Genomic DNA, 18,403 nt, shown 5'->3' on the forward strand with positions numbered 1-18,403 from the left:
GCATAATTTATTTCTCACGCAAGGCGGATTTACTTCGTGCGCACATTGCCCAAAAAGATTTCCCCGGTGTCGGCATTCATGGTGATCACATCCCCTTGCATGAGGCCGCCGGTAATGCCGGCGCAGCCGACGATGGTGGGCTTGGATACGGAAAGGCCTGCGATGGCCGAGGGCGAGGTAAGCCCTTCTTCCTCGGAAATAAATCCGCCGCAGCGGGCCAAATAGGGCGCGAGGAATTTATCGTAGCTCTTCGCCACAATAATATCCCCGTCGGTAAAGTCACGCACGAAAGATGCGTCGCCTGTGGCGATTCGCACCCGCGCCGTCTTGTGGCCGCCGACGATGCCCACGCCTTTGTGCAGGGTGGATGCCACCTGATGGACCTTCACCACATTGGTGCTGCCCGCCACGCCTTGGGGAACTCCCGCCACCATGACGATGAGATCGCCATCCTTAATGTAGCCGGCCCGCTTCACCACCTTCGCCGTGTGTTCGAAAATTTCCCTGCCGCGGGTCTTGCCCTTGACGCCGGTGACGCCCCATTGCAAACTCATTTGCCTCAAGACGCGGTCGTCGTCGGTGACGGCGAAGGTGTCCATCTCCGGTCGAAACTTCGCCAGATTTCTCGAGCTGAAGCCCGTGGACGTGGCGATGACGATGGCGTCGGCGGAAAGTTCCTCCGCCATTTCCACGGCGTGGCGCACGATGACATTGGTGGTGTTGTGCTTAAACTTTGCGCTCCTGCTCAAAATATGCTCGTAGTCCAACGCCGCCTCGGTCACGGCGCAGACCTTGGCCATGGTCTTTACCGCCTCCACGGGATACTTCCCACCGGCGGTTTCTCCTGAAAGCATGACGGCGCTGGTGCCGTCGATAATTGCATTGGCCACATCCCCCACTTCCGCCCGGGTGGGGCGGGGATTGCGTATCATGGAGTCCAGCATTTGCGTGGCGGTAATGACGGGAATGCCCTCGTCGATGGCCCGCTCGATGAGCTGCTTTTGCACCAGAGGCACCCGCTCCGTTTCGATTTCCACGCCCATGTCGCCCCGCGCCACCATGATCCCGTCGGCGAAAGAGGCGATGGCATCCATATTGTCGATGCCTTCTTTGTTTTCGATTTTCGCGATGACCTTTATGCCTTCGCCGTCGTAGGTTTCCAGCACGTCCCGAATGGCGAGAAGGTCGTCCTTCTTGCGAATAAAGGAGGCCGCGATAAAGTCCACCCCTTCTTCGATGCCGAAGCGAATGTCCGCCACGTCTTTTTCCGTAAGGGCCGGCAGCTGAATGGAGGCTCCGGGCACGTTAATGCCCTTGTGATCCTTGATCACGCCGCCGTTTAAGACCTTGGTGTGAATGGTGGTGCCTTCAATGGCTTCCACCTCAAGGGCCAGGAGACCGTCGTCCATTAAAATCATTTGTCCCGGCGCCACGTCTTTGTAAAGCTCGCCGTAGGTAATGGCGACGCCGGCCTCGTCCCCTTCCCGCTCATGGGCGTAGAGGGCGAAGGACGCCCCTTCCCGCAAGGTGGCCTCGCCGCCTTTAAAGGTCACGGTGCGAATCTCCGGCCCCTTGGTATCCAACATAATGGCGATGGGCAGATTCATTTCTTCCCGCACTTTTTTGATCCGGTCCATGGTCTCTCTGTGGCTGTCGTAATCGCCGTGGGAAAAATTTAAGCGGCACACATTGACGCCGGCGGCAAAAAGTTCCCGCAGCGTGGCCTCGTCCCAGGAGGCCGGCCCGATGGTGGCCACGATTTTTGTCTTTTTCATCATTGCTCCTATATGGAAATTTTATCCACCAAGTGGTAGAGATCCCGGTCGAAAGTTTTTTCCACGGCCAAGGCTTCCTTCAGGTCCATGGCAAGCATCCTTCCGCCCTTGAGGCCCAGAGCCAGGGATTTCTTGTCGCCGAAGCAGTAATTCACCGCCTCGGCTCCCAGGCGGGATGCGTTGATGCGATCGGTGCCCGTGGGGATGCCGCCTCGCTGCACATAGCCCAATATGGTGACCCGGGTTTCGATGGCCGTGGCCTCTTCCAAATCCCGGGCCAGGGCGTAAGCGGAAAGCTTATCTTCTGTGAGAAGGATAATGTGGTGGCGCTTGCCGCGAAGCTTGCCCGCCAGCATTTTCTTCTTCACCTCGTCGAAATCGAAATCCACCTCGGGAAGAATCACGCTCTCCGCCCCGCCGGCGATGGCCGCATAGAGGGCCAGGTCGCCGCAGTGGCGGCCCATGACCTCCACGATATTGGCCCGCTTATGGGCGCTTGAGGTGTCGCGAATCTTGCCGATGGCATCCAATATGGTTTCTATGGCGGTGTAAAAGCCGATACTCCCGTGTTGGTAGCCCAGGTCGTTGTCGATGGTGGCGGGAATGGTGATCACCGATTGCCCCGCCTCGGACAGAGCCAGGGCCCCGCGCATGGAGCCGTCGCCGCCGATGACCACCAAGTGTTCGATGTTCATGGCGTCCAAATGCTTTTTCGCCTCCGCCGGTCCGTCGGCTTCCCGCATCTTTTCCGAGCGGGAGGTGCCCAAAACGGTGCCGCCTTTGTGGACGATGTCCGCCACGGAAGAAAGGTCCATGGCGTAGGCGTCTTCGTCGAAAATGCCGGCAAAGCCGTTGCGTATGCCCACCACTTCTTTGTTTTCATAAACGGCCGAGCGTACCACCGCCCGTATGGCGGCGTTCATGCCCGGGGCGTCGCCGCCGCTGGTCAATAATCCTATGGCCATAATGCCTCACTTTCTAATGACGTCTTCGTCGGGGTCGATGTATCTGCTTAAGTCCTGAAGCAGCCCGTCGTCGCAGGCCACGGCCATGGTCTTGGGCATGCCCAGGGCTTTTTCTTCGTCGGTAAAATATAATACCACGGGAACGGATCCCCGGTGCAGTTTCAAAATGGCTTCGATATCCTCTTGAAGGCTCCGATTGGGTAGGCGGATAAATAGCGTTCCCCAATCATCCTCGTCATCCAGGGCCCGAATGGATTCCACCAGGATCTTCCCCTCTTCCACTTCGCTGCCTTCGATACGGCCGGTCACCGTAATGAGCTTGCCCTCTTCAAATAGCCCCGGGGGCAGAGAGGCGTAGACCTTGGGAAAGACCACGAGTTCGATGGTGCCGTAGAGATCTTCCAAGACGCCGAAGGCCATCATTTGATTCTTCTTGGTTACCAGGGTGCGGGTCTCTCTCAACATTCCGCCCAAGGTGCGATTAAACAAGACATCGGTGCTTTCCAGGGCTTCTTTTACGGAAGCCGTGTCCGAATCCGTTTGCCGCTTTAGGCTTTCGGTGTAGGATTCCAGGGGATGGCCGGAGACGTAAATGCCCAGCACCTCCCGCTCGTACTCCAGCTTCTGCTTTTGATCGTAGTCCTTCAGCCTGGGCAGGGCCTCCTCCATGGTGGCCTGTGCCTGTTGAAACAGACTCACCTGCCCAGGGATGTTGCGCTTGTTTTCGCCCTGGATCTGATCCATTAATTTGTCGTAGACCGCCAGGTACTGAGGCCTGTTGCCGCCCAGTGTGTCGAAGGCGCCTGCCTTGATCAAAGATTCCATGCTCCGCTTGTTCATGGCGCCGGGGGCCACCTTATCCACTCGGCGGATAAATTCCGTCATGGATGTAAAGGGTCCGTCTTCCCGCGCCTTTTCAATGGCGCGGACGAAGTTGGCGCCGACATTTTTTATGCCCTTTAGGCCGAAGCGAATGGCGCCCTCTTCCACATTAAATTTCAAATAGCTCCTGTTTACATCGGGAGGCAGGAGGGGAATATTCAGCCGCTTCACTTCTTCGATATACATGCGCATGTGATCGGCATTGGACATAAAGGAGGTGATCTGCGCTGCCATAAATTGGGCGGGGTAGTAATGTTTCAGCCACGCCGTGCGGTAAGCCACCACGGCATAGGCCACGGAGTGGGATTTGTTGAAGGCGTAGTTGGCGAAGTCGATCATAAGATCGTAAATATTGTTGGCGCTTGCCTCGTCCACGCCGTTGCGCAGGGCCCCCGCCACGTCTACTTCTCCGTCGTCTTTCAAGCTGCCGTAGATAAAGTTTTGCCGCTCCTGTTCCATGACGGCCATTTTCTTTTTGCTCATGGCGCGGCGCACCAAGTCCGCACGGCCCAGGGAGTAGCCCCCGACCCGGCGCACGATTTCCATGACCTGTTCCTGATACACGATGCAGCCGTAGGTCTCTTCCAAAATATCCTTCAATGCCTCGTGGGGATAGCTGATCTTCGAGGGATCGTGCTTCGATTCCACGAATTTCGGAATTTGATTCATGGGCCCCGGTCGGAAGAGGGCGTTTGCGGCGGCGAGGTCCGCAAATTTCGTGGGCTTTAGGTCCTTTAAGAAGGCCCGCATGCCGCCGCTTTCAAATTGAAACACGCCTAAGGTTTCCGCACGCTGAAACATTTCCAGCACCTCGGGATCCTCGTAGTCCATGCTGTCGAAGTCGATGGTCTTGCCATAATCCCGCTCGATGAAGCGCAGGGCGTCGCGAATCACCGTGAGGGTCCTGAGGCCCAAAAAGTCCATTTTCAACAGGCCCAGCTCTTCCAGCTCGATCATATTAAATTGGGTGGAGATGATCTCGCCGTTTCGCGTGAGAGGCACGTAGTCCGTCATGGGATTTTGGCTGATGACCACGCCGGCGGCGTGGGTGGAGGTATGCCGCGGCACCCCTTCCAAGCGGCGGGCCAAATCCAAGAGCCGGTGCACGTCCTCTTCTTCCTCGTAAGATTTTTTTAAGGTAGGAGAAATCTCCAGGGCCCGATTCAGGGTGATGTTTAATTCATTGGGCACCTGTTTCGCCACGAAATCCACCCGTCCGTAGGGCAGATCCATGACACGGCCCACGTCCCGAATCGCGGCACGGGCGCCCAGGGTTCCGAAGGTGACGATTTGCGCCACGTGATCTTCCCCGTACTTGTCGATGACGTAGCCGATGACTTCTTCTCTACGCTCGTAGCAAAAATCCACGTCGATATCCGGCATGCTCACCCGCTCGGGATTTAAAAAACGCTCGAAGAGCAAACCAAACTTTAAGGGATCCACGTCGATGATCTCGAGAGCGTAGGAGACCACGCTCCCCGCCGCCGAGCCCCGCCCCGGGCCCACTTCGATGCCGGCGGAGCGGGCGAAGCGAATGAAGTCCCAAACGATGAGAAAGTAATCCGTATAGCCCATGGAAAAAATCGTGTTCAGCTCAAATTCCACGCGGCTGCGCACGGCGTCACTCACCTCGCCGTAGCGCTTCACGAGACCCTTCTCCACCAGCTCCCGGAGATAGGCTTCGTTGGTATAGCCTTCGGGCAGTTCGAAATGGGGCAGGTGAAGGTGGTGAAACTCCAGCTCCACATGACAGCGGGCGGCGATTTTCGCCGTGTTCTCCAAGGCCTCGGGGGCGTAGGGGAAAAGTTCCGCCATTTCCTCCGGGCTCTTGACGTAAAATTCGTCGGAGGGGAAGCGCATGCGGCTCTCCTCTTCCAAAATCGATCCCGTTTGAATGCACAGAAGGGCGTCGTGGGCGTCGGCGTCCTCTTTATTTAAGTAGTGGCAGTCGTTGGTGGCGATAAGCTCGATCCCCGTCTCCTCCGACAGGCGCAGAAGCTTTCGATTCACTTCCTTCTGCTCCCGCATGCCGTGGTCCTGAAGCTCCAAAAAGAAATTGTCTTTGCCGAAAATTTCCCGGTAGCGCAGGGCCGCTTCCTTCGCCCCCTCGTCGTTGCCCTGCAAGAGCTCCTGCTGCACCTCGCCGCCTAAACAGGCGGAGGTGGCGATAATGCCCTGGCTGTGCTTTCTCAAGTCCTCCATGTCCACCCGCGGCTTGTAGTAAAAGCCGTCCACGTAGCCGATGGAGACGATGGACATTAAATTTTCCCAGCCCGCCTGATTTTCCGCGAGGAGAATCAAGTGGTAGCGCCGGTTGCTCTTGTCCGTCACCGATTTATCCTGTTTCGTGACGTAAACCTCGCAGCCTAAAATGGGCTTCACGCCCGCCGCCGTCGCCGCCTTGTAAAAAGCCACCATGCCGTACATATTTCCGTGATCCGTCAAGGCCACGGCGTCCATCCCCATGGCCTTCACCCGCTCGGGGAGGTCGGCGACTTTCGTAAAGCCGTCGAGAAGGGAATACTCCGAGTGTAAATGCAAATGTACGAAAGATCCCATAGTCGTCCTCTCTAAATAAAAAAAGAGCCGTCGATTAGGCCGGCTCTTTACTTAATTCGTTTTCGATAAATTCCACCAAGCCTTCGATGGCTTTTTCCTCGTCGCTGCCTTCGGCCTGTAAGGTAATCTCTTGACCGGAGAAAATGCCCAGGCTCATAATGCCGATAATGCTCTTGCCGTTGACTTCTTCGCCGTCGCGAAGGATGGTGATGTCCGATAAGTACTGATTGGCCGCTCTGACAAACATAGCCGCCGGTCTGGCGTGCAGACCTTCCTCGTTATTAATAATTACCTTGGACTCTTTCAATTCAAACTCCTCTCAGCTTTTCCGCCAGCTCGTGTATTTTCTTCAGCCGATGATTGACGCCGCTTCGGGACATTTTCGGCTCCATCATCTCGCCGATTTCCGCCAAACTCGCCTCGGGGTGGTTCATGCGGGCACGGGCCACGGGCAGCAGTTCCTCGTCCAATGCCGAAAAACCCACGGTCTTTTCGATGAGCTCCAAATCCCGGAGCTGCCTCGCCGCCGCGTTCACGGTCTTGGACAGATTCGCCGTCTCGCAATTCACCAGACGGTTCACATTGTTTCGAACATCTTTCACCACGCGGGTGGATTCAAATTCCAAGACGGAGCGATTCGCTCCCATAAATGCCAAGAGATCGGAAATTTTTTCCGCCTCTTTTAAATAAATAATGTAATCGTCTTTTCTGTAAACGCCCTTGGCCGAAAAGCCCGCGCGCTTCAGCCACTTAATGATGTCCTCGCCGTGGGTCTTGTCGTGGGAGATCATCTCCAGATGGTATCTCTTCGACGGACTGGTCACGGATCCCGCCCCTAAAAAGGAGGCGCGGATGTAGGCGCGAATGGACTCCGGATCCCGCAAGAGGGACGGGTCCACGGCGTAGTGCATTTGAAAGACATTGTCGGGACGAAGGAAATCGCTGTCCAATAAGAGAGAGCGCACCGCTCCTTCGTCGGTCATGCGGATTCGGTACTGCTTGTTCTTCTTCAGATACATGTTCTGCGTCGCCGCCACTTCCACATCGCTGCCGATGAGGCGCTTAATGGCCGACAGAATCCGCCGGGCCACGGAGGCATTCTCCGTGTGGAATGAAAGGTCTATTTTAAGCCCTTCCCTCAGGCGAATCACGCCGCAAGTGCGCACGTACGCCGCCAGCTCCGCGTGAAGAATCGCCACGTCCTCCATGGGCACGCGGGCCAATTCATTTTTTACATCTTTTGAAAAACTCACAGCGTCCTCGATTCTACTCCCTCTCTATTATAGAGCAGTTCTTCATCCCTTGCAATGGATTTCCCGATAACGATCGCACAAGCTTAAAAGCCGTTGAGCCACGCTCAGGCCGTCGTGGCGAATGAGTCCGTCTTTCTCCGCCATAAAGGCCCCGGTCTCCAGATCGATGCCTTTGGCTTTCAGTGCCGCCTCTTCATCTGCGCGCAAATAAATGGGCCGCACTCCTTCTTCCTCGGCGTATCTTTCCAAGAGGGCCTCGTCCATTTGCCCGTCGTTGACGATAATGGAGCGCACGGGCCGCTTCAGGCCGTGGGCTCTCATGGCCTCGAGATGATCGGTGAGGCTCATGCCCTCGGTCTCCCCTCGCTGCTCCATAATATTGGCCACATAGACCAAGGGGGCGCGGGATTCGTTTAATGCCCGGGCCACTTCCGGTACGAGGAGATTGGGGATCAGAGATGTATATAAACTTCCCGGGCCGATGACCAAAAGATCCGCCGCCAAAATTTCGTCGATGCAGTCACCGTTAGCTTTCGGCGCCCGGGGATCCAGCTCCATGGAGGTAATGGCCACGTCATTTTCGTAGGCATACTCGGGGATGGCCGACTCGCCGCGGATGCTGCTTCCGTCGGCGTAGTGGGCGATGAGGGCGATGGATTCTTCCGTCACGGGAAGCACGCGCCCCGTAATCTTCAACACCTCCGCCGCTTCCCGCACCCCTTCGGCAAAGCCGCCGTAGACGTCGGTTAGGGCGGTGATAATTAAATTGCCCATGTTCTGGCCCTTGAGCTCCCCTTCTTTAAATCGATACTGGAGGAGATTTTTCAGAGAAGGCTCCGCATTGGCGAGAGCCACCAAGCAGTTGCGCACATCCCCCGGAGGGAGCATGCCGTATTCTCTTCTGAGCATGCCGCTGTTGCCGCCGTCGTCGGCCATGGTGACGATGGCGGTAATGTCTTCGCTGAAGCGCTTTAAGCCCCGCAGGAGGGCGGATATTCCCGTGCCGCCGCCGATGACGACAAATTTCGGATCGCTCATATTACTCGCCTAAATCCCTGTGCCCGAGAATAACGGAATAGCCCGCTTCCTTTAATGCCTCGTTCAGCCGCTCCGCCATGGCCACGGAACGATGAAAGCCGCCGGTGCAGCCGATGCCGATGGTCAGATGCTCCTTCCCCTCGGCCACGTAGTCCTCGCCGAAGGTCTTTAGGTAATTCACCAAGTAATTGACGAAGGCCTCCGCCTTCTCGTTTCCGAAGACGTAGTCCCGAGTCTCGGGATTCAATCCGTTTTTCCTTTTCAGCTCGCTGACGTAATAGGGATTGGGAAGAAAGCGCATGTCGAAAACCAGATCCGCCTCTTCCAAAATACCGTTCTTGTAGCCGAATGAGATAACGGAGACACCGAGTTTGCCCCGCTCCTCAATCAAAATGCTTTTCAGGCGGATTCGCAAATTGTAATTGGTCATTTTCGACGTGTCGATAATATGATCCGCCCGCTCTCGCAAGGGCTCCATGCGCCGCTTTTCTTCCTCGATGCCTCGGGCGATGGAGGAGCTCAGGGGATGGGGCCGGCGCAGGGCCTTAAAGCGCTGGATGAGCACGTGGGGATCCGCTTCCAAATAGATCACCGTCACATCGTCCACCCGCTCGTCCAGGGTGTGAATGGCCACATCCAGTTCCTTAAAAAACAGGCCGCTTCGAATGTCCAAGACCAGTGCCACTAAGGGCATGTTCGCCTCTTCCACCATATCGATAAATTTCGGGAACAGGGCCGGCGGCAAATTGTCCACGCAGTAGTAGCCCAAATCTTCCGCCGCCTTCAGCGCCTGGCTCTTGCCGGCGCCAGAAAGCCCCGTTAAAACTAAAAGCTTCATTCCGTCTCTCCCAATACCTTGACTTCCGTCTCCAGTTCCACGCCGTGTTTTTCGTACACCGCTTCCTGTACGGTGCGGATCAGTTCCACCACGTCTTTGCAAGTGGCATCGCCGCAGTTGATGACGAAGCCGCAGTGCTTTTGAGACACTTGGGCGCCGCCGTGTTTCAGCCCTCTCAGCCCCGCCTGATCGATAAGCTGGCCCGCATAATAGCCCACCGGTCGCTTAAAGGTGCTGCCGGCGGAAGGATATTCCAAGGGCTGTTTGGACACGCGGCGATTCCACAGCTCGTCCATTTGGTTTTGAATCTCGGTCTGCTCTCCCCGTTGAAGGAGGAAGGTGGCTTCCAAGACCACAAGCTTTTCATCGTAGACCCGGCTGTTTCTGTAGCGAAAATCCATTTGATCCCCGGGGATTACCTCCGTGGTGCCGTCGTGGTACATGACCTTCACCGATTCCACCACGTCCTTCATCTCGCCGCCATAGGCACCGGCGTTCATGGTCATGGCACCTCCCACGGCGCCGGGAATGCCGTGGGCAAATTCCAGGCCCGTAAGGGAAGCCTCGCAAGCCGCCTCGGCCACCTTCTTCATGGAAGCGCCGCTTTGGGCGATGACGCGCATGCCATCGACGCGAACGTCGGAAAAATAATTTTCCAGGCGAATCACCGCGCCGCGAATGCCTTTGTCCGACACTACCATATTGGTGCCCTTGCCCATAATCATCCAGGGCATCTCGTCCCTCTCCACGGATACGATGACGTCTCTGAGTTCCTCTTCGCTCCGCGGCTCGATAAAGTAATCCACCGGCCCGCCGATTTGAAAGCTGGTCACCTCTTTCATCGGGTGATCTTCGATCACGTGGTCCTTAATCCATCCGTCCATATATCTAATCTCCTTTATTTTCATATCGTTGAATCTATTGTACCAAAGAAATTCAAAGAAAGTTCAAAAAAAGGGCTTGACATTTCTCACAGCTCCCTGTTAGAATTGCTTCATCGAGTTTGACGAGGAGAGTATCTCGAAGGGATCGAACTACAGAGAAGCTTCATTTGGTGAGAGAAGCGTTTTGGTTTTCGGGAGAACATGGCCTCTGACTTTAAGGGTCGATACTAGATTCTTACAGGTGCGCCTGTTACAGCGCCGGAGTATGATGGTACTCGCTGAGGTGTAAATCGTGAGGTTTACATAAATTAAGGTGGTAACACGATTTCAATCGTCCTTTTTCCCTATTGGGAAGAAGGACGTTTTTTTATTTCATTTTGAACGAGGAGGTTCATTGTGATCGACTTAAAGAATATCTCCGTGGTCTTTGAAAAAGATCACCATCGGTTTACGGCGGTGGACGACGTATCCATCCAAGTGAACCCCGGCGACGTCTTCGGCATCGTCGGCTACTCCGGGGCGGGAAAATCCACCCTGGTCCGCACCATTAATCTGTTGCAGCCCCCGACGGCGGGGGAAGTCATCGTAAACGGCGAAGACTTAACCAAGCTTCCCGTCAAGGAGCTGCGGGCGCGGCGCAAAAAAATCGGCATGATTTTTCAGCACTTCAATCTCATGAATGCCCGCACCATTTTGGGCAATGTGCTCTATCCATTAAAGGACAGCCCCCTTTCCGACGAGGAGAAAAAGAAAAAGGCCATGGACCTTCTGCATCTGGTGGGCATCGAAGATAAGGCGGACAGCTACCCCCGGGAGCTCTCCGGCGGACAGAAGCAGCGGGTGGCCATCGCAAGAGCTTTGGCCAACGATCCGAAGATCCTCCTCTGCGACGAGGCCACATCGGCGCTGGACCCAAGGACCACCACCTCCATCCTGCATCTCTTAAAACGGCTCAATAAAGAAATGAACCTGACCATCGTCCTCATCACCCATGAAATGCAGGCGGTGAAAGAAATCTGCAACAAGGTGGCCGTCATGGAATCGGGCCGCGTGGTGGAAGCCGGTTCCCTCATCGACATTTTCGCCAATCCCCAAGAGGAAATTACACAACAATTTGTGAACACGGCGAGCCACTGGGACGAAACCATCGACAAGCTCAAGGACCACGGCTACTTCGACGCCGAAGATCCCACAAGCGAGCTCATCCACCTGCGCTACATCGGCGCATCGGCTACCAACCCCGTCTTAAACGACGTGTTCACGAAATTCGGTGTGAAGACCAATATTTTATCCGGCTCCATCGAATTTTTGGAAGACGTGCCCTTCGGCAATCTGGTGGTGCTCTTTGAAGGCACGCCGGAGTCCATCGAACAGGCGAAGCAATACATGATCGACCGCGACGTGGATCTCAGCGTCGTGGATAAGGAGGTGATCGGATGAACTTTTTTGCCAATGTCATCGCATCAAAGCAAGATTTTATAACGGAGACCGGTGCCACGATTTACATGGTGGTGGTCACCTCCATTATCGCCGGCATCCTCGGCATGCTGGGCGGCCTGGCCCTGACCCTGACGCAGGAAGGCGGCCTGTGGGAAAATCAAAAGGTCTACTGGGTTTTGGATAAAGTGGTCAACATCTTCCGCTCCATTCCCTTCATTATCTTACTGGCCCTGATCTCCCCGGTGACCCGCGCCATCGTCAAGACCACCATCGGCAACACCGCAGCCATCGTCCCCTTGGTCGTGGGGAGCGCCCCCTTTTACGCGCGGCAAATTGAAAACGCCCTGGCCGAAGTGGACGGCGGCATCATCGAAGCGGCGAAGTCCATGGGGGATTCCCCGTCGAACATCGTCTTCGGCGTCTATCTAAAAGAAGGCCTTCCCGCCATCCTGCGGGCAAGCGCCATGACCATTATCAGCCTCATCGGCCTCACCGCCATGGCAGGTGCCGTGGGCGCCGGCGGCCTGGGCAACCTCGCCATTACCCGCGGCTACAACCGCTATCAAAATGACGTGATCATCGTATCCACCGTCCTCATTTTAATTTTGGTATTTATTACCCAAGGCCTCTTTAACCTGTGGGTAAAGAAAGTACAACACTAAGCACATAGCAAAACGAAAGGAGCTTATCATGAAGCAAGTATTGAAGAAAGTCACCTCTATCGCCCTCCTGTCGGCACTGGTCCTCACCGGTTGCGGCGGCGCAAACAACGCAGCAAAAAATAACAACGACGCGGCGAAAAACAACAACGCCCAAGCGGCTAAGGCCGACGAAAAAACCGACGGCCAAGTCGTTAAAATCGGCGTCGTCGGCGACGACCAACGCCTCTGGGAAAAGGCAAAAGAAAACGCCGAAAAAGACGGCGTCACCTTGGACATCGTGGTCTTTAACGACTACAACACCCCCAACGACGCCCTGGCCAACGGCGACATCGACCTGAACGCCTTCCAACACAAGGCCTTCCTGGACGATTACAACGAAGCGAAAAATCAAAACCTCGTGCCCATCGGCATGACCTACCTCTCCCCCATCGGCGTCTATTCCAATAAAGTGAAAGACTTAAAGGAACTCACCGACGGCGCAAAGATCGCCATCCCCAACGACGCCACCAACGGCGGACGTGCCCTCATCGTGCTGGAACAAGCAGGCGTCATCACCTTAAAGGACGATGCCGGCCTCACCCCCACGGTGAAAGACATTAAAGACAATCCGAAGAACGTACAAATCGACGAATTAGATGCCGCCCAAGTGGCACGCTCCCTCCGCGATGTGGACGCCGCCGTCATCAACGGCAACATGGCTGTCGACGCCGGTTTGGATCCGAGAGAAGACCCGATCTTCGTCGAAGAAATGGGCGAAAGCATCGCACCCTATATTAACTACGTCGTGGCTCGTGAAGAAGACAAAGACAACGAACTCTACAAAAAAGTCGTGGGCTACTACCAACAAGACAATGTCGACGAACTGCTGCAAGAACTCTACAAGGGCAGCCAATACGCCGCCTGGAAATTGGATCTGGACAACTTAGGTCAAACCGAAGAAGCGAAATAAGTTAAAGAAAGAAGGGCCGAATATGAAACGGAAGGCACGAATGCTCTATCCGTCCAGCCGCTTACGAGGGGATCGCCTCTAACGAGGGATCCCGGGCGTGGACGGAAAAACTTTGAAAACCCGGAATCAATCGAGACATCATTAGAAAAGGAAACAAAAACATGAAACACATTTTAAAATCCCTTACCGTCGTCCTCTTATGTGCCGGTTTACTTTTAACCGCCACCGCCTGCGGAAAGAAAGAGGACGCCAATATTAAAGAAACAGTCAAACTGGGCGTGGTCGGCGACGATCAAAGGCTCTGGGAAAAGGCCGCGGAACTCGCCGCAAAAGACGGCATTAAAATCGAGCTCGTCCACTTCTCCGACTACAACACCCCCAACGACGCCCTCCTAAACGGCGACATCGACCTCAACGCCTTCCAACACAAGGCCTTCTTAGACGCCTACAACGCGTCGAAAAACACCGATCTCGTGCCCATCGGGCGCACCTTTATCTCCCCTATCGGCGCCTATTCCGATAAGATCAAGGATTTAAAAGACGTGCCTCAAAACGGCAAGGTCTCCATTCCCAACGACACCACCAACGGCGGGCGCTCCCTCTTCCTCTTGGAAGCGGCGGGACTCATTAAGCTGAAAGACGACGTCGGCGTGAGCCCCACCAAGGACGACATCGTCGAAAATCCGAAGAACATCACCATCGACGAATTGGACGCCGCCCAAGTGGCCCGCACCCTTCCCGATGTGGATGCCGCGGTGATCAACACCAATCTCGCCATCGACGCCGGCCTTTCGCCGAAAGACGATGCCATCTTTATGGAACCGCTGAACGACAACTCCGCCCCCTATATTAACTACGTGGTGGCGCGGGCGGAAGATAAAGACAACGAGCTTTACAAGAAAGTCGCCGCCTACTACCGCACCCCGGAAGTGAAGGCATTAAACGACGAATTGTACGAAAAGACCCAAGTCATGGCATGGGATTTGGACATCCCCGATGCGGGCAACACCGCCGATCCCAACTATCGCCCGGGCAAATAAATTTCACATCCTCCTTGAAAAAGCCCTTCGGGGCTTTTTTTGCGCCCATCATGGTGAAGAGCCCCCCTCGATGATATAATGGCTTCAGTACACCGCACTGAAATTTAGAAAGAGGTGCCTATTGAGTATTTCTAAAAAATCCAAACTCCCCAAGGGAGAGTTTCGCATTATTAAAGACAAATACATTCCCGAAATCGAATCCTCCCTTCGCAAGAAGCCGGTGCTCATGCCCAATGCCATTTACAATGCCAGCGGCATTCGCATTCAGGGGACGCGGATCAAATCGTTGATCTTTTCCACGGACATCGCCGTGATTCGCAATTCAAACGCTCAGGCGGTCTTTGCCGTCTATCCCTTTACGCCGCAGCTGGCCATCGTCCAGTCCATTATTCAGGGCTCGTCCATTCCCGTCTTCGCCGGCGTCGGCGGCGGCACCACATCCGGTGCCCGCAGCGTGTCCATCGCTTTGGAATGTGAGCTTTTAGGTGCCTATGGCGTGGTGGTCAACTCGCCGATGAAAAACGAGGTGATTCGGGACATGTATGAGGTCTTGGACATTCCCATTATCGCCACGGTGGTTTCCAAGCACGACGACTTCGTCGGCAAGATCAACGCCGGCGCCCGGATTTTAAATATTTCCGGCGGAAAGAAAACGTCGGAGCTCGTGGCCTATGTGCGCAGCATTATCGGCAACGAATTTCCCATTATCGCCACCGGCGGTGCAAGCGAAGACAGTATTCGCGCCACCACCGATGCGGGAGCCAACGCCATTACCTACACGCCGCCCTCTTCCTCGCAGCTGTTTAAATCCATGATGGAAGATTACAGGGAAAAGAGCGTAGCTTCCAAGACCGGGAAGAACGACCCGACGACGCTCCACGTGGAAGAATTCCAACGCGACTTGGTCTTCCCCGCCGATTCCATCGAATTGATCAAACCGGAGTATAACGATGAAAAGAAGTAAACTCATCGAATCCCTTATCACCATCGCATTAATTTTTCTCATCATTCTGCTTTTCAGCGTGACGCGAGAATTTTTAAACCCTCTTTACAGCGTGATCATGTCTCTGATCGTGCCCCTGATTCTGGCGATTTATATTTTCTACGCCTTCAGGCCCATTCGCGACAAGCTCACCCAATGGACGAAAAAGCCCGGCCTTTCCGCCGTGCTCACTTTTATCCTGTTTATCGCCATTACCGTGGGGCTGTTCTACATCACCTTCACCATGATTTACGAACAGGCCACGAGTTTCTTTAAGGATTTCGATTTAAACGCTCTGGTACACTACACCCATACGGATATGTACAAGCAGATCAACGAGTACGTGCCCTTGGACAATTACGTGGAAAAATTCGAAGGCTGGCTCCAGGGCTTTGCCGGCGACGTGCCCCGACTCTTAGCCAGCGGCCTGTCCAATATCGGCGCCGTAGGCAGTTTGCTCCTCTTGATGATCCTGGGCCTCTTCTATCTCTTAAAAGACGAAGACGACGCCGTCAAGGCCATTCACTATTTGGCCCGGGGCAAGTATTACGACCGCATTATGGACGTCTTGGGTCAAATTCACAAGACCTTGGAAACCTATATTTCCGGACAAATCCTCGTCGCCTGCATCTTGGGCGTGCTCATGTTTATCGGCTACACCATTATCGGCTTGAAGTACAAGCTCTCCCTCGCCGCCATCGCCCTGGTCTTTAACTTCATTCCCTTCATCGGCCCCTTCCTCGGCGCCGCCCCGGCGGTTCTCGTGGGGCTCACCATGGGCGGCGGCATGGTGATAAAAGTCATCGTGGTGAGCATTCTGGTGCAACAGCTGGAAGGCAATGTCATCACCCCCAACATTATGGGCAACAAATTGGACATCCACCCCTTCGTGGTCATCGTGGCCGTCATGATCTGTGCCAATCTCTTCGGCGTCTTAGGCGCCCTCATCGCATCGCCCCTGTATATGTGTTTGAAAATCATCATCAAAGGCATTCGCAACGAACGCTACGACAATAAAAACCAATGCGCCATCCCGGAAGAAGAGCCCGAATCGTAAAAGGAAGGTGATTTGATGAACTGTCCCCGTTGCGGCGCAAAGCAAAAACCCGGCGCTTCCTTTTGCAACGCTTGCGGCGCGCCCATGACGCCGATCCGCTACGAAAGGCCGGCGGCCGTCCCGCCCTATAAGCCGCCTCGATCCGGCAAGAAGACGGCGGTCATCGTCGTGACCTGCACCCTGCTGCTCATCCTCGCCGTCTTTCTCGGCTCCATGGTAAAAAAGACGCTGCAGGTCAGCCGAATGACTCAGGACATGAACGATGCCGCCTTCGAAGGCGACTACGACCGAGCCCTCTTCGTCGCAAGAGAGCTCTACAATTTAACCGGCGACAGGCAGTATTTGGAACGCTCCACCCAGCTTCGGGACGAGGCGCGACTGTTTGCGGCGGGTGAAGGCGAAGATTCCGCACCCCAACAGCCGGCAACGCAGAAAGAGCCGCCGAAAGAAAAAGCGGCAAAGCCCGCGCCGAAGCCGGAGAAAAAGCCCGAGCCGAAAAAAGAAGAGACCCCGCCGAAGCAGGCTTCCTCCAACGGCAGCTCCTTGAGCAAGGTGGCGGCCAATCTTAAGGGCAAAGACATAATCTCCACGGCCCTCCACGCCAATGTGCGCACGGATCCCTCCATCAACGCCCCCATCGCCTACGCCTTGGAAAAAGGCTCCACCATCCACGTCTACGACACAGTCATCGAAGGCAATATTATTTGGCTCGACACCGGCGACGGCTGGACCTCACACAAAAACTTTAACGGCGATCTGAAATATTGATCCTTCGCCCTCGCTACGACGAGGGCTTTTTTCTTGCGCAAAAAAATCGGGCAAGCGCGGTGCTTACCCGATTCCTTTTATTCTATTTCGTCCAGCTCGTGGATAAAGAGTCCGCTTCTCGGCTTTGGCTCAAACCAAGTGGATTTCGGCGGCATGACTTTTCCCGCATCGGCCACGGCCATGAGCTCGTCGAGGGCCGTGGGATACATGGAAAAGGCCACGGCCATGTCTTCGTGCACCCGCCGCTCCAATTCCTTTAAGCCGCGGACGCCGCCGACGAAGTCGATGCGCTCATCGCTCCTGGGATCCTCGATGCCCAAGACGGGGGCGAGGAGATTGTTCTGTAAGATGGATACGTCCAGCGCCTCGATGACATCGTCGGGCACGTGGCCCTTAAATTCCAGTCGGTACCAGCGGTCCTTCAGATACATGCCGAAGACGCCCTTCTCGTCGGGACGCACGGCCTCATTCTTTTCTTCGACGGCAAATTTTTCCTCGAGCTTTTCGAGAAATTCCGCCTCGCTCAATCCATTTAAATCCGCTACCACCCGATTGTAGTCGTAGACGTGGAGCTGATCGGCGGGATAGAGAATGGCCATAAAGTAATTGTACTCCGTGGCCTCGTCCCCCGGGCCGAATTGTTCCCGGCGCTTCTTCGCCACGCGCACCGCCGATGCGGAGCGGTGATGGCCGTCGGCGATGTAGAGGGCCTCCTGCTCTTTAAAGGCGGCCATCAGCCCATCCACCACGGCTCGATCCGCCAGGGTCCACACCCGGTGGGTAATGCCGTCGTCGGTGGTAAATTCAATCTCCGGCGCATTCGCCGTGCCCTTTGCGATGAGATCGGCGATGGCGGGTTTATTGCGATACGTCAGAAAGATGGGGCCCGTTTGCGCATTCAGGCGGTCGATGTGATCCACCCGGTCTTCTTCCTTTTCCCGGCGGGTCTTTTCGTGCTTCTTAATGCGGTCTTCCACGTAGTCGTCCACGGATGCGAGGCACATAAGCCCCCGCTGGCGCACCTTGCCGTCGTCCAGCTCGTAGACGTACATATTCCGCTCATCGTCCCGCTCAAAAATCCCCTCGGCCTTCATGGCTTCGAAATTTTTCACCGCCACCTCGTTAATGGGCCCGTCGTAGGTATCCACCGTGGCCGCAGGCAGATCCACCTGCAAAAAGGAGCAGGGATGCTTTTTGATCTCCTCCGCCGCTTCCTTTACGGAGTACACGTCGTAAGGCAGGGCCGCTACCTCGTGGGCCAGGTCTTTTTTCGGGCGCAGGGCCTTAAAGTCTTTAATGGTAACCATGGGA

16 protein-coding genes and 1 other annotated feature are annotated in these 18,403 nt (G+C 55.3%); of the genes, 7 read left to right on the forward strand and 9 right to left on the reverse strand.

Features of this window, described 5'->3' with window-relative positions; genetic code table 11:
* Positions 1–29 precede the first annotated feature (29 nt).
* Genes pyk through murB form a run of 8 tightly spaced genes read right to left on the reverse strand, consistent with a single transcriptional unit; the run spans position 30 to position 10,194 of the window.
* On the reverse strand, positions 30–1,775 hold the full coding sequence (gene pyk / locus BN7444_RS01910) for a pyruvate kinase (RefSeq protein WP_068454996.1): 1,746 nt from the start codon (positions 1,773–1,775) through the stop codon (positions 30–32).
* Positions 1,776–1,783: 8 nt separating this feature from the next.
* Complete coding sequence (locus BN7444_RS01915; protein WP_135122002.1) at positions 1,784–2,743, reverse strand: ATP-dependent 6-phosphofructokinase; 960 nt, start codon at positions 2,741–2,743, stop codon at positions 1,784–1,786.
* Between the two features lie 3 nt (positions 2,744–2,746).
* Complete coding sequence (locus BN7444_RS01920) at positions 2,747–6,181, reverse strand: DNA polymerase III subunit alpha (RefSeq protein ID WP_068455002.1); 3,435 nt, start codon at positions 6,179–6,181, stop codon at positions 2,747–2,749.
* A gap of 34 nt (positions 6,182–6,215) precedes the next feature.
* Entirely contained in the window at positions 6,216–6,488 is a 273-nt protein-coding gene (locus tag BN7444_RS01925) for an HPr family phosphocarrier protein (protein ID WP_082941211.1), read from the reverse strand.
* A 1-nt stretch (position 6,489) separates the two neighbouring features.
* The gene (gene whiA, locus BN7444_RS01930; protein ID WP_068455005.1) at positions 6,490–7,434 is read right to left on the reverse strand and encodes a DNA-binding protein WhiA; all 945 of its coding nucleotides are present in this window, start codon (positions 7,432–7,434) and stop codon (positions 6,490–6,492) included.
* 42 nt (positions 7,435–7,476) lie between these two features.
* Complete coding sequence (locus BN7444_RS01935) at positions 7,477–8,472, reverse strand: gluconeogenesis factor YvcK family protein (protein ID WP_068455008.1); 996 nt, start codon at positions 8,470–8,472, stop codon at positions 7,477–7,479.
* Between the two features lies 1 nt (position 8,473).
* Complete coding sequence (gene rapZ, locus BN7444_RS01940) at positions 8,474–9,310, reverse strand: RNase adapter RapZ (protein ID WP_068455012.1); 837 nt, start codon at positions 9,308–9,310, stop codon at positions 8,474–8,476.
* On the reverse strand, positions 9,307–10,194 hold the full coding sequence (gene murB, locus BN7444_RS01945) for a UDP-N-acetylmuramate dehydrogenase (protein WP_068455015.1): 888 nt from the start codon (positions 10,192–10,194) through the stop codon (positions 9,307–9,309). Before murB ends, rapZ begins: the two co-directional genes overlap by 4 nt.
* 110 nt (positions 10,195–10,304) lie before the next feature.
* Positions 10,305–10,536 (forward strand) — a binding site (T-box leader).
* Between the two features lie 54 nt (positions 10,537–10,590).
* On the opposite strand from murB, the gene BN7444_RS01950 reads away from it, so the two are divergent.
* From BN7444_RS01950 to BN7444_RS01980, 7 genes are all read left to right on the forward strand, one after another.
* A complete protein-coding gene (locus tag BN7444_RS01950; protein WP_068455017.1) occupies positions 10,591–11,634 on the forward strand; it encodes a methionine ABC transporter ATP-binding protein in 1,044 nt (347 codons plus the stop codon).
* Positions 11,631–12,296, forward strand: a complete 666-nt coding sequence (locus tag BN7444_RS01955; protein ID WP_068455023.1) for a methionine ABC transporter permease — start codon at positions 11,631–11,633, stop codon at positions 12,294–12,296. The genes BN7444_RS01950 and BN7444_RS01955 overlap by 4 nt, the downstream gene beginning before the upstream one ends.
* A 28-nt stretch (positions 12,297–12,324) precedes the next feature.
* Complete coding sequence (locus BN7444_RS01960; RefSeq protein ID WP_068455026.1) at positions 12,325–13,245, forward strand: MetQ/NlpA family ABC transporter substrate-binding protein; 921 nt, start codon at positions 12,325–12,327, stop codon at positions 13,243–13,245.
* Between the two features lie 161 nt (positions 13,246–13,406).
* The gene (locus BN7444_RS01965) at positions 13,407–14,285 is read left to right on the forward strand and encodes a MetQ/NlpA family ABC transporter substrate-binding protein (RefSeq protein WP_068455029.1); all 879 of its coding nucleotides are present in this window, start codon (positions 13,407–13,409) and stop codon (positions 14,283–14,285) included.
* 121 nt (positions 14,286–14,406) lie between these two features.
* Positions 14,407–15,249: a hydrolase gene (locus tag BN7444_RS01970; protein ID WP_068455034.1), complete on the forward strand. Its 843-nt coding sequence runs from the start codon at positions 14,407–14,409 to the stop codon at positions 15,247–15,249.
* The gene (locus BN7444_RS01975; RefSeq protein WP_068455037.1) at positions 15,236–16,324 is read left to right on the forward strand and encodes an AI-2E family transporter; all 1,089 of its coding nucleotides are present in this window, start codon (positions 15,236–15,238) and stop codon (positions 16,322–16,324) included. The genes BN7444_RS01970 and BN7444_RS01975 overlap by 14 nt, the downstream gene beginning before the upstream one ends.
* Before the next feature lie 15 nt (positions 16,325–16,339).
* Positions 16,340–17,092, forward strand: coding sequence for an SH3 domain-containing protein (locus BN7444_RS01980; RefSeq protein ID WP_068455039.1), 753 nt, complete (start codon positions 16,340–16,342; stop codon positions 17,090–17,092).
* A 77-nt stretch (positions 17,093–17,169) separates the two neighbouring features.
* On the opposite strand, the gene BN7444_RS01985 is transcribed toward BN7444_RS01980, so the two are convergent.
* Positions 17,170–18,399 carry a DUF1015 domain-containing protein gene (locus tag BN7444_RS01985; protein ID WP_068455041.1) on the reverse strand — a complete coding sequence of 410 codons (1,230 nt, stop codon included), beginning with the start codon at positions 18,397–18,399 and terminating at the stop codon, positions 17,170–17,172.
* Positions 18,400–18,403: the final 4 nt, after the last annotated feature.

The organism is Peptoniphilus pacaensis, from assembly GCF_900088125.1.
Taxonomy (GTDB): Bacteria; Bacillota; Clostridia; order Tissierellales; family Peptoniphilaceae; genus Aedoeadaptatus; species Aedoeadaptatus pacaensis.